Annotated in this window: 10 protein-coding genes; 4 read left to right on the top strand and 6 right to left on the bottom strand. The window is 70.2% G+C overall.

Annotated features, from left to right (window positions below):
* Window positions 1-36 precede the first annotated feature (36 nt).
* On the bottom strand, window positions 37-1860 hold the full coding sequence (locus tag OG736_RS27870) for a phosphoenolpyruvate carboxykinase (GTP) (RefSeq protein WP_327184835.1): 1824 nt from the start codon (window positions 1858-1860) through the stop codon (window positions 37-39).
* 313 nt (window positions 1861-2173) lie between these two features.
* Here OG736_RS27870 and trhA point away from each other — a divergent pair, with 313 nt between their 5' ends.
* From trhA to OG736_RS27850, 4 genes are all read left to right on the top strand, one after another.
* Window positions 2174-2887, top strand: coding sequence for a PAQR family membrane homeostasis protein TrhA (gene trhA, locus OG736_RS27865; RefSeq protein WP_327184834.1), 714 nt, complete (start codon window positions 2174-2176; stop codon window positions 2885-2887).
* Between the two features lie 125 nt (window positions 2888-3012).
* Complete coding sequence (locus OG736_RS27860) at window positions 3013-4599, top strand: DHA2 family efflux MFS transporter permease subunit (protein ID WP_327184833.1); 1587 nt, start codon at window positions 3013-3015, stop codon at window positions 4597-4599.
* A 4-nt stretch (window positions 4600-4603) separates the two neighbouring features.
* Window positions 4604-5233, top strand: a complete 630-nt coding sequence (locus tag OG736_RS27855) for a TetR/AcrR family transcriptional regulator (RefSeq protein WP_327184832.1) — start codon at window positions 4604-4606, stop codon at window positions 5231-5233.
* Between the two features lie 33 nt (window positions 5234-5266).
* Window positions 5267-5992, top strand: coding sequence for a Mut7-C RNAse domain-containing protein (locus OG736_RS27850; RefSeq protein ID WP_327184831.1), 726 nt, complete (start codon window positions 5267-5269; stop codon window positions 5990-5992).
* Here the strand turns inward: OG736_RS27850 and OG736_RS27845 are convergent.
* The 5 genes from OG736_RS27845 to OG736_RS27825 all read right to left on the bottom strand — a co-directional run bounded on the left by OG736_RS27845 (window position 5989) and on the right by OG736_RS27825 (window position 14919).
* A complete protein-coding gene (locus OG736_RS27845) occupies window positions 5989-8397 on the bottom strand; it encodes a galactose oxidase early set domain-containing protein (RefSeq protein ID WP_327187735.1) in 2409 nt (802 codons plus the stop codon). The genes OG736_RS27850 and OG736_RS27845 overlap by 4 nt on opposite strands.
* Before the next feature lie 23 nt (window positions 8398-8420).
* The gene (locus tag OG736_RS27840; RefSeq protein ID WP_327184830.1) at window positions 8421-9659 is read right to left on the bottom strand and encodes a glycosyltransferase; all 1239 of its coding nucleotides are present in this window, start codon (window positions 9657-9659) and stop codon (window positions 8421-8423) included.
* Window positions 9656-11305, bottom strand: coding sequence for a phospholipid carrier-dependent glycosyltransferase (locus tag OG736_RS27835; RefSeq protein WP_327184829.1), 1650 nt, complete (start codon window positions 11303-11305; stop codon window positions 9656-9658). The genes OG736_RS27840 and OG736_RS27835 overlap by 4 nt, the downstream gene beginning before the upstream one ends.
* The gene (locus OG736_RS27830; RefSeq protein WP_327184828.1) at window positions 11302-12660 is read right to left on the bottom strand and encodes a glycosyltransferase; all 1359 of its coding nucleotides are present in this window, start codon (window positions 12658-12660) and stop codon (window positions 11302-11304) included. Before OG736_RS27830 ends, OG736_RS27835 begins: the two co-directional genes overlap by 4 nt.
* A 213-nt stretch (window positions 12661-12873) precedes the next feature.
* The gene (locus tag OG736_RS27825) at window positions 12874-14919 is read right to left on the bottom strand and encodes a thioredoxin domain-containing protein (RefSeq protein ID WP_327184827.1); all 2046 of its coding nucleotides are present in this window, start codon (window positions 14917-14919) and stop codon (window positions 12874-12876) included.
* Between the last annotated feature and the right edge of the window lie 124 nt (window positions 14920-15043).

The following is a 15043-nucleotide window of genomic DNA, read 5'->3' as shown; positions in this document are numbered from 1 at the left end:
GCAATCCCGTGCCGGCCGCGGAGTTCTCGGTGGGCCTCAGCCCAGGCGCTGCACCAGCGCGCGGTACTCGTCCCACAGTTCCTTCGGGGTGTGGTCGCCGAAGGTGTTGAGGTGCTCGGGGACCAGGGAGGCCTCCTCGCGCCAGACCTCCTTGTCCACGGTGAGGAGGAACTCCAGGTCGGAGTCGGCCAGTTCGAGGCCCTTGGTGTCGAGGGCGTCCTTGGTCGGCAGGATGCCGATCGGGGTCTCGACGCCCTCGGCCTTGCCGTCCAGGCGCTCCACGATCCACTTCAGCACACGGCTGTTCTCGCCGAAGCCGGGCCAGACGAACTTGCCCGCCTCGTTCTTGCGGAACCAGTTGACGTAGTAGATCTTCGGGAGCTTCGACTGGTCCTTGCCCTTGGCGACGTCGACCCAGTGGCCCATGTAGTCGCCCATGTTGTAGCCGCAGAACGGCAGCATGGCGAAGGGGTCGCGGCGCAGCTCGCCGACCTTGCCCTCGGCGGCGGCGGTCTTCTCGGAGGCCACGTTGGCGCCGAGGAAGACGCCGTGGTTCCAGTCGAAGGACTCCGTCACCAGCGGGACCGCGGAGGCGCGTCGGCCGCCGAAGAGGATCGCCGAGATCGGCACGCCCCTGGGGTCCTCCCACTCGGGCGCGATGATCGGGCACTGCGCGGCGGGGACGGTGAAGCGGGCGTTGGGGTGGGCGGCGGGGGTGCCGGACTCCGGCGTCCAGTCGTTGCCCTTCCAGTCGGTGAGGTGGGCGGGAGTCTCCTCCGTCATGCCCTCCCACCAGATGTCGTTGTCGTCGGTGAGGGCGACGTTGGTGAAGACCGAGTTGCCCCAGAGGGTCTTCATCGCGTTGGCGTTGGTGTGCTCACCGGTGCCGGGCGCCACGCCGAAGAAGCCGGCCTCGGGGTTGATGGCGTACAGGCGGCCGTCCTCGCCGAACCGCATCCAGGCGATGTCGTCGCCGATGGTCTCGACTGTCCAGCCGGAGACGGTGGGTTCCAGCATGGCGAGGTTGGTCTTGCCGCAGGCGCTCGGGAAGGCGGCGGCGACGTACTTGGACTCGCCCTGCGGCGGGGTCAGTTTGAGGATCAGCATGTGCTCGGCGAGCCAGCCCTCGTCGCGGGCCATGACGGACGCGATGCGCAGGGCGTAGCACTTCTTGCCGAGCAGGGCGTTGCCGCCGTAGCCGGAGCCGTAGGACCAGATCTCGCGGCTCTCGGGGAAGTGCGAGATGTACTTGGTGCGGTTGCAGGGCCACGGGACGTCGGCCTCGCCCTCGGCCAGCGGCGCTCCGAGCGTGTGCACGGCACGCACGAAGAAGCCGTCGGTGCCGAGTTCGTCCAGCACCGGCTGTCCCATACGGGTCATGGTGCGCATGGACACGGCGACGTAGGCGGAGTCGGTGATCTCGACGCCGATCGCGGAGAGGTCGGAGCCCAGCGGGCCCATGCAGAAGGGGACGACGTACATCGTGCGGCCGCGCATGGAGCCGCGGAACAGCCCCTTCTCCCCCGAGAAGATCTCCCGCATCTCGGCGGGCGCCTTCCAGTGGTTGGTGGGGCCGGCGTCCTTCTCCTGCTCGGAGCAGATGAAGGTGCGGTCCTCGACGCGGGCGACATCGGTGGGGTCGGAGGCGGCGTAGTAGGAGTTCGGGCGCTGGACCGGGTCGAGCCTCTTGAAGGTGCCCTTCTCGACGAGCTCGTCGCACAGTCGCTCGTACTCGGCCTCGGATCCGTCACACCAGACCACGTTGTCCGGCTGCGTCAGTTCGGCGATCTCGTTCACCCAGGAGACGAGTTCCTGGTGCTGGGTGGGGATGACGGGGGGAGCCGCGATGTCGCGCGCCACGATTGCTCCTAAATGAGGGATTTTTTGTTTGGAGGCCCCGTGGGGGCTGCGACCCGGATGCTTCGGATGGTGACCTTGGCGCTCATCCGGTGTCGACCGCACTCATTTGATCATCCGATGCTACCGCCCATATGTCCATAGGGCCTCACAGGTGAGCGGAGTGAGGATGGCCACGTGTAGCGGCGCCGTTTTGCGTCCACATGACGTTCAGCCGACGGCTTCTTGACCCGTCCCCGTGAGACGATGGCCACTCTTCACTCCCGGACACGCCGGACCGACACGTAACTTACGGTTCCGTAGGTACGATTCGTCCATGACTGCGTCCGTCCCCGACGCGCCCACGGACTCGCCGGCCGCCGGCCCCGCGTCTGTCGCGCACTCCCTGTCGGAAGAGATCAAGCCCAAGCTCCGCGGCTGGTTGCACCTCGGCATGTTTCCGGCCGCTCTCGTCTCCGGACTGGTCCTCACCGCCCTGGCGGACTCGCCCCGCGGCCGCATCGCCTGCGGAATCTTCGCCCTGACGGCCTGCCTCCTGTTCGGGGTGAGCGCCCTCTACCACCGCGGCAACTGGAGCCCGCGGATGGACGGCGTCCTGCGCAGACTCGACCACGCGAACATCTTCCTGATCATCGCGGGCACCTACACACCGCTCACCCTGCTGCTCCTGCCGGAGTCGAAGGGGCAGTGGCTGCTGTGGAGCATCTGGGCCGCGGCGATCGCGGGCATCGCCTTCCGGGTCTTCTGGGTCGGCGCCCCGCGTTGGCTCTACACCCCCTGCTACATCGCGATGGGCTGGGCGGCCGTCTTCTTCCTGCCGGACTTCATGCGGGCGGGCGGCATCGCCGTCATGGTCCTGGTGATCGTCGGCGGGCTCCTCTACAGCGCCGGCGGCGTGATCTACGGCATCAAGCGCCCCAACCCGTCACCGCGCTGGTTCGGCTTCCACGAGGTCTTCCACTCGCTGACCCTCGCCGCCTTCGTCGTGCACTACGTCGGCATCTCACTGGTGGCCTACCAGCACGGATAGCACCACTCTTCCGCCCTCTCCGGGCCACGGCTTCCGAGCCGTGGCCCTTTTTCGTGCGCCGGTTCCGCATACCGGGAGTCCATAGTGATTGACACGTACCATCTTTTGAGAGCTACTCTCATTTCATGGCTACTGTCACGAACTCTGCTGCGGTGGGGCCCGACCCCCGCCGCTGGTGGGCCCTGGGGGCCCTGGTCGCGAGCATGCTCACGCTCGGCTTCGACACGACGATCCTCAATGTGGCCCTCCCGACGATGGCGGAGCAGCTCGGCGCCGGCACCGGTCAGCAGCAGTGGATGGCGGACGCGTACATCGTCGTCTTCGCGGCCCTGATGCTCCCGGCCGGCCTGCTGGGCGACCGCTTCGGCCGACGGAACATGCTGATCACCGGGCTGGGGATCTTCCTCGTCGGCTCGCTGGTCGGCACGCTGGCCGGGGACGTGGACGCGGTGATCGCAGCCCGCGCGGTGATGGGCGTCGGGGCCGCGCTGGTCACGCCGCTCGCGCTGTCGGTGCTGCCCTCGCTGTTCGCGCCCGAAGAGCGCACCAAGGCCGTCGGCATCGTCTCGGCCGGCTCGACGCTGGGCCTGCCGCTCGGGCCGATCATCGGCGGCTGGCTGCTCAACCACTTCTGGTGGGGCTCGGTCTTCCTCATCAACATCCCGATGGCCGCGATCGGCATCGCCGCCTGCGTCTTCCTGCTGCCCGAGACCCGCGACCCGGCCTCCCCCAAGGTCGACATCGTCTCCACGGCGCTCACCGCGGCCGGTCTCGGCGCCCTCATCTACGCGATCATCGAGGCGCCCACCCGGGGCTGGGGCGACCCGCTGGTCCTCGCGATGGACGCCACCGCCGTCGTACTGATCACCGCGCTGGTCCTGCGCGAGCGCCGGGCCGCGCGGCCGATGCTCGACATGGGGCTGCTCGCCCACCGCGGCTTCCTGTTCAACACGCTCGCGGCGACGCTTCTCATGTTCGTGCTGTCCGGCCTGCTGTTCGTCCTGCCGCAGTACCTCCAGGCCGTCCTCGGCAACGACGCCCTCGGCACCGGGGTGCGGCTGCTGCCGATGATGGGCGGTCTGATCGTCGCCGCGCGGGCCGCGCAGCCCGTCGTGGCCCGGTTCGGGGCGCGCGCGGTGGTGAGCGCGGGCCTGGTGGTGCTGGCCTTCGCCATGCTGCTGGCCAGCCGGACGACGGTCGACTCCGGCTACGGCTTCACCGCGCTGTGGCTGTCGGTCGTCGGGTTCGGCTTCGGCTTCTCGATCGTGCCCGCGATGGCCGGCGCCCTGGGCACCCTGCCCACCGACCGCGCAGGCAGCGGCTCCGGCCTGCTGATGACCCTGCGCCAGGTCGGCGCCGCCATCGGCATCGCGCTGCTCGGCAGCCTGCTCGCGAGCGCCTTCCGCGACCGCCTCGACGTCACCGGTCTGCCCGCGGGAGCCGCCGACACCGCCGGGGACTCGGTGGTCGCCGCCCATCTGATCGCCGAGAAGGCGAACCTGACCGATCTCGCCGCCTCCGCGAACTCCGCCTACGTCCACGGCATGAGCCTGGTGCTGCTGGTGTGCGGCATCGCCGCGCTGGCCTCCGCGCTGCTGGCGGCCGCGTTCCTGCCGGGAACCGCACAGGCCGAGGAGGCCGCTGCGGTGGAGAGCGGGGCCGAGGACGCCGGTCCCGGCTTGGTCACCCCCGCGGCCGATGCCCGACAATGAGCCCATGACGGCCGCACGCACCAGCTCTCCCGCCGACCACCCGCAGCCGGGTCTCCGGGAGCGCAAGAAGACCAAGACCCGCGAGGCGATCCGCGCCGCGACCTACGCGCTGGTCAAGGAGCAGGGGTACGACGCCACGACGATCGACCAGATCGCCGAGCGCGCCGAGGTCTCGCCGTCGACCGTCTTCCGCTACTTCCCGACCAAGGAGGACATCGTCCTCACCGACGAGCAGGACCCGATCCTGCTGGCGCTGCTGCGCTCCCGGCCCGCCCGCGAGGCGGTGGCGGACACCATGCGGTACGTGATGCGGGAAGGCGCCCGCATGGGCTTCGACGAGGACCCGGACATGGCCCGGCTGCGCACCCACCTGATGGTCCAGGTCCCGGCGGTGCGCTCGCGGATGATGGAGAGCATGTCGGTCCTCGGCCGCATGCTCTGCGTCGCGATCGGCGAGCGCTCCGGCCGCGACCCCGACAGCCTGGAGGTCCGCGTCTACACGATGTCCCTGCTCGGCGGCCTGATGGAGACGGCCCTGTACTGGGGGGAGCACGGCCACGAGGACGACTTCGGCGCCCTCCTCGACCGCACCCTGGACGTCCTGGAACACGGCCTGAGCAAGGAAAACCGCTGAGCCCCCGCCCCTCCCCCGTGCCATCCTGACCAGGTGAACGCATTCGAGATCCGTGTCGAAGTCGCCCCGGAGCTGGCCCTGTTCGTCCCGCAGGCGCGGCGTGCCGGAGCCACCGCGCTCGCCGTCGACGGCGTCTCCACCCTCGGCCATGTCGTCGAGTCGCTCGGGGTGCCCCTCACCGAGGTCGGCACCCTGCTCGTCGACGGCCGTGCGGTACCGGTCTCGCACATCCCCGCCCGCGGCGAGTCGGTGACCGTCCGCCCGGTGACCCGCCCCCAGCGGATCCCGGAGGCGCCGCTGCGCTTCCTCCTCGACGTCCACCTCGGCACCCTGGCCCGCCGGATGCGTCTGCTCGGCGTGGACACGGCGTACGAGTCGACCGACATCGGCGACCCGGCGCTCGCCACCCGGTCGGCGGCCGAACAGCGCGTCATGCTGAGCCGCGACCGGGGCCTGCTGCGGCGGCGCGAACTGTGGGCGGGCGCGTTCGTCTACAGCACCGACCCCGAGGAGCAGCTCCGCGACGTCCTCGACCGGTTCGCGCCCGAGCTGCTTCCCTGGACGAGGTGCACCGCCTGCAACGGTCTGCTGCGCAAGGCCACCAAGGAGGAGGTCGCCGACCAGCTGCGCCACGGCACGCGGCAGTCGTACGACGTGTTCGCGCAGTGTCTGTCCTGCGGGCGCGCGTACTGGAAGGGCGCGCACCACGAGCAGCTGGTGGCCATCGTGGAGCGCGCCCTGGCGGAGTTCGCGGGCTAGCCCTTGCGCAGGTCGCCCTTTCCGCACGCGAGGCCGTCCCGGTCGGGGTCGAGCCCCAGCGGGTCGTCCTTGCCGTTGACCTTCAGCCGGCCGTAGTCGTTGGCCTTGAGCCAGGAGCAACGGGCGGCCGTCGTCTTCTTCACCGTCGCCGGGAACGCCGTCGGCACGCACACGTTGATCGAGCCGTAGTGCCGGTCGCAGCCGGAGACGGTCGGGCCGACCGCCTGCGAGGTCCGCTTCCTGCCGGGGCCGGTGACCTTGCCGGTCAGGTCGTCGGCGAAGGAGTGCACGTGCGGTGCGGCCTCGGTGCCCGAGGACACCGAGAACGTCGACGCGGAGTCCGCGGCGAGTCCGGCGGGGCCCTGGAGGTGCACCCACTTCGCCACCGACGGCACCCCGTTCGCGTCCACCGCGAAGAGCATGTACCAGCCGGGCGGCGCCAGGTTCGGGTTGCTCGTCACGTTGAGGTCGACGTTGTCGCCGTCGACGGACAGCGGGAGGTCCACGAAGCGCTGGTTCGGGTCGGAGGAGTGGGTCACCGCCGCCGGGCGGATCAGCTCCGCCTTGGCGATGGGCCGGTCGACCGTGATGCGCTGGGTGTCGCCGTACGTCCACTCCGTGTCGATGACCGACGTGATCGCCGGCCGGGTGCCCTTGAGCAGATAGGGCGGGGTGTAGATCGACACGTTGTGGTTCCAGGTGCCGTTGCCCGGGTTGTCGCCGGTCGACATCACCCGGCCGTCGGGCAGCAGGAACGAGGACGAGTGGTAGCCGCGGGCCTGCGGGTCGGCGGCGACGGGATCGAAGGTGTTCGTGCCGGGGTCGTAGATCGACGACTCGAAGACCGGGTCGGCCCGGTTGTGCAGCGCGCCGCCCGTCTCCAGCACCTTGCCGTCGGGGAGCAGCACGGCGGAGACGTACATCTTCCCCTGGTTGCCCGTCTCGGCGACCGGGCCGTTGCCGAGGTCCACCGTGCCCTGCGGGAGCGGCGGTCCGGCGACGTACGACGGGTTCGCGGCCTTCAGGTCGATGATGTCGGTGAGCCGGTTGCCGTCGGGATTGGAGTCGATGTTGCCGCCGCCGAGGGTGAGGACCCGCTGGTCCTGCGCCGGAGGCAGCAGAACGCTCGCCGACTGGTCGCGCTGGTCCTTGTTCTGCAGACCGGGGATCTGGGTGACCGTGTTGGCGTCGTAGTCGTAGATCGCCGAACCCGTGCCCGGGATGTTGTTGCCGAAGACATGGCTGCCCGAGTAGAAGAGGCGGCCGTCCTGCATCAGGATCATCGACGGGTACAGGCCCCAGTACGACCAGGTCTGGTTGACCTTCCACAGCGGCTGCCACTGCTGCTCGGCCTGCGAGAACAGCTCGGCCGTCACCGATCCGGTCGAGTCCTCGCGCAGCCCGCCGAAGGACAGCACGTCACCGTTGCCCATGACCGTGGCCGACGGGTACCAGTGGCCGTCGTTCATGTCGTTGGTCCTGCTGTACGTCTCGGTGACGGGATCGAAGACGTACGAGTCCTTGAAGCCCTCGTAGCCGTGCCCGCCGGCCACCGGGTAGGCCTTGTTGCCGCTCATCACGAGGACGCGCCCGTCCTGGAGCTGCACGTGCCCGGAACAGAACATGTCCTTCGGCGTGGGGACGACCTTGTAGCTGCCGTTCGCCGGGTCGTACACCGCCGACGTGAACGTGCCGGCGTTGAACTGCTCCTCACTGTTGCCCGAGCCGGCGATCAGCAGCACCTTGCCGTTGTTGAGGACGACGGAGTGCATGGAGCGGACCGGGTTCTGCGTGGGCAGCACGTCCCAGCGGCCGTTCGCGCAACTGTCGGCGGTGCCCGTGCAGGTCGCGGGCGGGAGGACGTCCGGCACCTGCTCCATCGTGTAGTCGTCGGTGGTCACCGAGCCGGTCCCGTAGACGGAGACGCCCCAGGTGATGCGGTCGGTGCCGGCCGGCACCGCGGGGGTGCGGACGGTGGCCTCGGTGTAGCCGGACGCCAGGTCCAGCGTCTTGAGGTCCGTCCAGTACTGCCAGCCCGCGGTCGTGTCGTGCCGGAAGAGCGTGACCGAGGTGTCGGGGGTCGTCGACTTGTACCAGAGCGACAGGTCGTACTGCTTGCCCGGCGTCGCCGCGGGCGCGCACTCCGCCGACTCGGTGATCAGCGCCTTGCGGTCGCCGTCGACCCGGCGGGTCAGCGTCACCTTCATCGCCTTGGCGCCGGTGTGCGCGTCCGAGGTGTGCGCGAAGGCGAAGTCGTTGTCGCCCCAGCCCGACTTCTCCCAGCAGTACGGCATGCCGTCCGTACCCGCCGTCTCGAAGCCGGCGTTCTTGATGAGGTTGGCGGCGGACGCGGGCTGCGGGCCGGCCAGCAACAGGCCTCCGGTGAGGCCGGTCACGGCCAGCATCGCGATCCGTCTGCGGCGTCTGTTCACACGGCTCTCCTTGCGGTGCGGCTCCCCCGCGGCCTCCTGCGGGGGAGGTAGACCAACGCTTCGGTACCGGCGAAGCGCACGGCGAACGTCGTCACCAGCGCCAGCGCGGTCGCGGACAGCGCGCCCATCCCGAACCGGTGCACGAACAGCGCGATCAGCGGGATGCGCAGCACCAGATCGGCGTTGGCGAGCAGCGCGAACCGGCCGGCCCTGTCCCACCAGCGGCGATGAGCCCGGCGGTCACGGAACAGCAGATGCTCGATGAGGACGAAGTTCCAGGCGACACCGAGCTGGTTGGCGAGGATCTCGGCCGGCACGTAGTGCAGTCCGGCGGCGGTGAGGGCCCACAGCCCCAGCAGGTTGGGCAGGAACCCGGTCGCCCCGATCAGCCCGAAGCCGACCATGCGGGCGACCGGCGACGCGGTGCGCAGTCCGACCAGGTGGCGCAGGAAGCGGAAGCCCTCCCGCGCGCTCGACTTGGACTCGCCGGCGAAGCGCTCCTCGAAGACGAACGGGACCTCGCTGACCGCGCGCGGGCGGCTGCGGACGGCGAGTTCGAGGAGGATCTTGTAGCCGAGCGGCCTGAGGACGTCGGCGGTGACCGCGCTGCGTCGGATCGCGAAGAACCCGCTCATCGGATCGCTGATGCCGTGCAGCTTCCGCGGGAACAGGGACTTCGTGAGCCAGGTGGCCCCGCGGGAGACGGCCACCCGGTAGCTGCCCGCGAGCCCGGCGCGGCTGCCGCCCTTGACGTACCGCGAGGCGACGACGAGCCCGGCGTTCGAGCGCTCCCCGGTGGCCACCAACTCCGGCACCAGGGACGGGGGGTGCTGGCAGTCGCCGTCCATGACGACGATCCAGTCCGAGCCGGCCGTCTTCATCCCCTCGACGACCGCGCCCCCGAGTCCGCCGACCGGTTCCTCCCGGTGCAGCACGGTCACCGGGAACGGGCAGTCGCGCGCCGCGTCCCGGATGACCTCGGGGGTGTCGTCGGTGGAGTCGTCCACGAAGACGACCTCGCAGGGCAGCCGGGACGGCACCGACTCGGTGATCCGGTACAGCAGTTGGCGGATGTTCGCCGACTCGTTGAAGGTCGGTACGACGATGGTGACCGCGCCGGGCTCGGCGAGCGCTGCTTCATCGGCTCGGCTCCGGGGCGCTCCTGCCGGTGTCGAGAGGCCGATCGTGCTCAGATCGGGGACGGGGGCGCTGTACTCGGTGTGTTCGTGGCTCATCGGACGCCTCCGGAGTCGGTCTGGATCCGCCGGATCTCGATCCGGTCCTCACCGGAGCCGAAGGTGGCCACCGGTGTCGAGTGCTCGAGAGCCGCCCCGACCTGCGGCAGGTCGCTCGCGTCCCGCCGGACGGTCGGCGAGGCGACGACATAGTCGATGTCCCGCCAGCCGTTCGGCAGGGTCTTGGTGACGGCCGGGTCGAGGTCGGCCTTGTAGAACCAGATGGCCCCGAGTCCGGGCCGGTAGCCGGCGTGCACCAGGTCCAGCCAGAGCGCGTCGTCCACCAGGACACGGGTGCCGTCCGGGTCCTCGACCGCGTTGGTCAGCCACGTGGAGGCCGCCCGGTAGGGGGCGTTGGCGTCGGCGGTGACGGCGGTGCGGTCGCCCTCGTACCAGCGCGGGACGACGTACGCGCCCGCCGCCAGGGCGAGGACGGCCGCGAGGGCGTAGCGGCCGCCGGTCCGCCACCGTGCCTCGTCCGGCCCGCGCCGTCTGCGCAGGACGGCGTGGGCGACGCTCGCCGTGCCGCCGGCGAGGACGAGCGCGAGGAAGGGCAGCGCCTGGATGACGTACATCGCGGGCAGGTAGCCGCTGGGCCGCATCGCGACCACCGCGAGGATCGCCACCGCCAGCGACGGTCCGGCGAGGGCGCGGGCGGTGACCGACCAGCGCCAGGTGAGCAGGAGCAGCAGCGCGCCCGCGAGGCCGCCGAGGATGAGCACCCGGTCGTAGTAGAGCCACGACCGGAGCGCGTCGTAGGACCCGGAGCCCTGGTCGAGGATGAAGCCCGACCCGGGTCTGGTCATCTGGTAGGCGATGCCGTCCCAGAGGGAGACATGGCCGCTGCCCGGCAGCAACTCGCCCTTGAGCAGGGCGAAGAGGGGATACGCGAGGCCGATCAGCACGCAGGCGGTGACCGCGCCGGTGAGGGCGAACTTACGGGTGTCGCGGTGGCTGTGCCGCCACATGGTGACGAAGACCGCCGGGAGGACGAAGAGCATCGTCTCCTTGGTGAGCACGGCCGTCGCGGCGGCGACGCCCGCCGCGAAGTGGTGCCAGAGGTGGCGGCTCGGCGAGGCGGCCAGGGTGAACGCGAGCAGGGTCCACATCACCGCGAGGTTGTCGAGGAAGATCTCCCGCTGAAGCACGACCGAGAGCGGGGAGAGCCCGAACAGGACCATGCCGAGCCCGGCCGCCCATCGGGGCAGCGACAGCCGCCGCCCGAGGACGTAGACGAGAACGGCGCCGGCCGCGCTGACGACGAGCATCGCGGGCCGCATCGCGCCGACGGTCATCGAGTCGGGGCTGATCAGCTTGGGAATCCAGGTCAGCAGGGCGAGCTGGATCCAGCCGAGGGGCGGGTGGTCGTACCAGTAGGTGTAGTGGGCCAGGCCCCTGCCCTCCTGGACGGCCCAGGCCTGGGCGAGGTAGGTGCCCTCGTCGTCGCTGAGGGTCGGGTAGTCGGCGATGTTCCAGCCCTGCACGACGAGGATCGCCACGAGGAGCACGCCACACAGGATCAGGTCGGGACGGGACCGGCGCAGCCGCTTCGACACGGCCGTTCGGCCGGTCGAACGCGGATCAGGCACAGGTCGGCGCTGCGCGGGGACCGTGCCGGTGGTCACCGCGGGAAGGGTGGAGGTCACGCAGGAACGTCCTCTCGGATCACTGCGGGATCGGAAGCGGGTCCGGCTGCGGTCGCGGGACCGGCTACGGTCCCGATCGCGGGTCCGGCTGCGGTCCCGGCTGTGGGTCCGGGAGTGGCGGCGGTCAGATGCGCGCCGACATGTGAGGTCAACTCCCAGTCGTTGCGACCGCGTTGTTCACGCCAGACGGCGCGCATCGCGGCTCCCGCGAGGAGGACCTGGTAGAAGGGTCCGCCCACGACGAGCTTGAGGTAGTGGACGAGGCGGACGCGCAGGCCGTACTGCTTGCCGAAGTCGTGCAGGCCGACGAGCTCGAAGACGAAGGTGACGAGTGCCGTCACGGCCGGCAGGAAGGTGACGAAGGCGATCCCGACGGGCACGTCGAGGAAGAGCGCGATCGCCACGTTGAGCGGGATGACGACCCCGGAGAACGCCTGGAGAAAGGGCGTCATGAGGGTGTAGCGGGCCAGCAACCGCTGCCCGAACCCGGGGAGTTGCTTCCAGTCCTTCTTCCGGTAGACCTGGAGGAACCCCTGGTTCCAGCGGGTGCGCTGCTTGAGCAGGGACATGAGCGAGCCCGGGGTCTCCTCCCGGGTCACCATGGCGGAGTCGTAGGCGACGACGACCTTCTTGCCGACGCTGGAGAGGCGGACACCGAGATCACAGTCCTCGGCCAGGCACTCCGGGTCCCAGCCGCCGGCTTCCCTGAGGGTGTGCGTCCGTACGAAGACGGTGTTGCCACCCAGCGGGATGAATCCTTTCTGCGCATGCAGATGGAGCCGGGAGCGGAACCAGAAGAAGTACTCCAGGCAGTTGCGCAGGCTGTACCAGCTGGAGTGGAAGTTGATGAGCTGCACCCCGCCCTGCACGACGTCGGCCCCCGTGGTCCGGAAGGCGTGGTCGACATGGGAGAGCAGCTCGGGATGGACCTGGTCCTCGGCGTCGAAGACACCGACGACATCGCCGCGGCAGTGCGGCAGCGCCGTGTTCATGGCCTTCGGCTTGTTCTTCTTCTCGTGGGTGTCGACGACTACACGGACGCGCGGGTCGCGTTCGGCGGCACTCTCGGCCACCGCCGTGGTCTCGGGGTCGTCGTGCCCCACGATGACGATGATCTCGAAGTCGGTGTGGCCGGACTCCAGCAGGCGCTGGATGGTGTGGTCCAGCACGGCTTGTTCGTGCCGTGCCGGAAGCAGCAGCGAGAAGGAGACGTGTTCGTCGCCGTCCGGGCTGCTGAACCGGGTGGAGGCGAGCACTTCGGGCGTACGCCACGCGTGCATCTGCCACCACAAGGTGAACGCCGCCATCCAGAACAAGGCCAGTGAGACGGCAGCGATGAAGACAGACGTGAGCAAGCAGATCCCCCCAGATCCCAGAGCCCCCTGTCGCGACGGCGTGTCACATCCGTCGCGTCACTGTGGAGAGACTAGGGGGACTCTGTGAAGTCCGGGAACTCTTCCGATAAATAGATTGTTTCGGAACTCTGTCGCTCGTAACGCGACTTATCCGAACACATGCTCAGCTTTCCTCTGCGGAGCCACGGCCCTCCGGTGGCGCTTCGTGGTCTTTCAGCCGCTGACCACGGTGGTCAACGCCGCGCGCAGTCGCTCCGGGTCGGCGGTCGGCGCGTCACACGTGAAGTTACGGCAGACGTACGCGGTCGGTTCACCATCGATCAGCGGGCGATCGGCGAGCAACGGGAACTCGTCACTGCCTGTCGTGCCGAACGCGACGACGGCCCCCGGGGCGGTGCCCAGAAGCGCCGTACGGTGCAACGCCGCCGAGGCCGGGTCAGCCCTGCCGGGAACCACCACGGCGACCTCGCGCGGCCCGTCGAGCAGCGCCTCGGCGGCGGCGAGCCCCCATCCGATGAACCGGGGCACCCGCGGCCCGAGCGCCTTCACGACGCCCAACGCCCGCTCCGCCGCTGTGCGGTGCGGCTCCGAGCCGGTGTGGGCGGCGTAGCTCAGCAGCGCGCCGGCGGCGGCGGTCCAGCCGGAGGGCACCGCGTTGTCGGTCGGATCCTGCGGACGCCGGATGAGCCGCTCGGCGTCGGCCGCGGTGTCGTACAGCGCACCGGACTCGGGGTCGACGAACCGGACGAGGACGTGATCGAGCAGGAATCCGGCGAACTCCAGCCAGACGCCCTCCCCGGTGACGGAGGCGAGGGCGAGGAACCCCTCGGCCACGTCGGCGTAGTCCTCCAGGACCCCCGCGTTGGCCCCGGCCTGTCCGTCCTTGCTGGTACGGGCGATACGGGCCTGCTCGTCCAGATGCAGCCGGACGAGGAGATCGGCGGCCCCGACCGCGGCCTCGACGAGATCCGGCCGGTCGAAGTAGGCGCCGGTCTCGGCGAGCGCGGCGATCGCGAGCCCGTTCCAGGCGGCGACGACCTTGTCGTCCCGGCCCGGGGCGGGCCGTCCACCGCGCTCGCGCAGCAGCCGCTCCTTGATCCCGGCGATCCTCTCCGCGTCGAAGACCTCTTCCTGCTGCGGGAGTTGGAGGACGGAGGAGCCGTGCTCGAAGGTGCCCTCTTCGGTGACGCCGAAGTAGCGGGCGGCGAGCTCGGCGTCCTGCGGCCCGAGCACCTCGGTGAGCTGCTCGGGCGTCCAGACGTAGTACACGCCCTCGACGTGCTTCCCGCTCCCGTCGTCACTGTCGGCGTCGAGCGCGGAGGCGAACCCACCCTGCTCGGTGCGGAGTTCGCGCACCATGAAGTCGGCCGTCTCGAGGGCGACCCGCCCGGCCAGCTCGCTGCCGGTGGCCCGCCAGAGATGGGCGTAGACCCGGCACAGCAGGGCGTTGTCGTACAGCATCTTCTCGAAGTGCGGCACGACCCAGTCACGGTCGACGGAGTACCGGGCGAACCCGCCGCCGAGCTGGTCGTAGATCCCGCCCCTGGCCATCCGTTCGCACGTGTCCCGGGCCATCTGGAGAGCGCCCTCGGCGCCGGTCCGCGCATGATGGCGCAGCAGGAACTCGATCACCATCGACGGCGGGAACTTCGGCGCGCCGCCGAACCCGCCCCGCTGCGGGTCGTACTCCCGGGTCAGCCCCAGCAGCGCCTGCGACAGCTGCTGCTCTCCGGGGGCCATGCCGTCCCCGTAGGAGATCTCCCGTCCCGCCAGATCCCGGACGATCTTCCCGGCGACCTCGGCCACCTCGTCCCGCCGCTCGGTCCAGGCCTGCCGTACCCCCTCCAGCACCTGCCGGAAGGAGGGCATGCCCTGCCGGGGCGCGGGCGGGAAGTAGGTCCCGAAGTAGAAGGGCTCGGCGTCGGGCGTCAGGAACACGGTCATCGGCCAGCCGCCCTGGCCGGTGGCCGCCTGCACGGCCTCCATGTAGACGGCGTCCACGTCGGGACGCTCTTCCCGGTCGACCTTGACGCTGACGAAGTGCTCGTTGAGGTGGTCGGCGGTCGCCTGGTCCTCGAAGGACTCGTGCGCCATCACATGGCACCAGTGGCAGCTCGAATACCCGACACTCAGCAGCACCGGCACGCCCCGCCTGCGCGCCTCCTCGAAGGCCTCCGCCGACCAGGGCCACCAGTCGACGGGGTTGTCGGCGTGCTGGAGGAGGTACGGGGACGTCTCATGGGCCAGTCGGTTCGGCATGGTGTCCATCCTGCCGCAGTACCCCGCCCGGCAGACGGCAGGCGCCCCCGGGCGATCACCGCCCCGGCCACCCGAGGGTCTTCGCCCCCTCGCTTCGCGGAGCCGCCCGCCGCACACTTGACCA

The sequence above is a fragment of the Streptomyces sp. NBC_01334 genome (assembly GCF_035983595.1).
GTDB lineage: Bacteria > Actinomycetota > Actinomycetes > Streptomycetales > Streptomycetaceae > Streptomyces > Streptomyces coriariae.
This window is presented reverse-complemented; position numbering and strand designations above follow the sequence as displayed.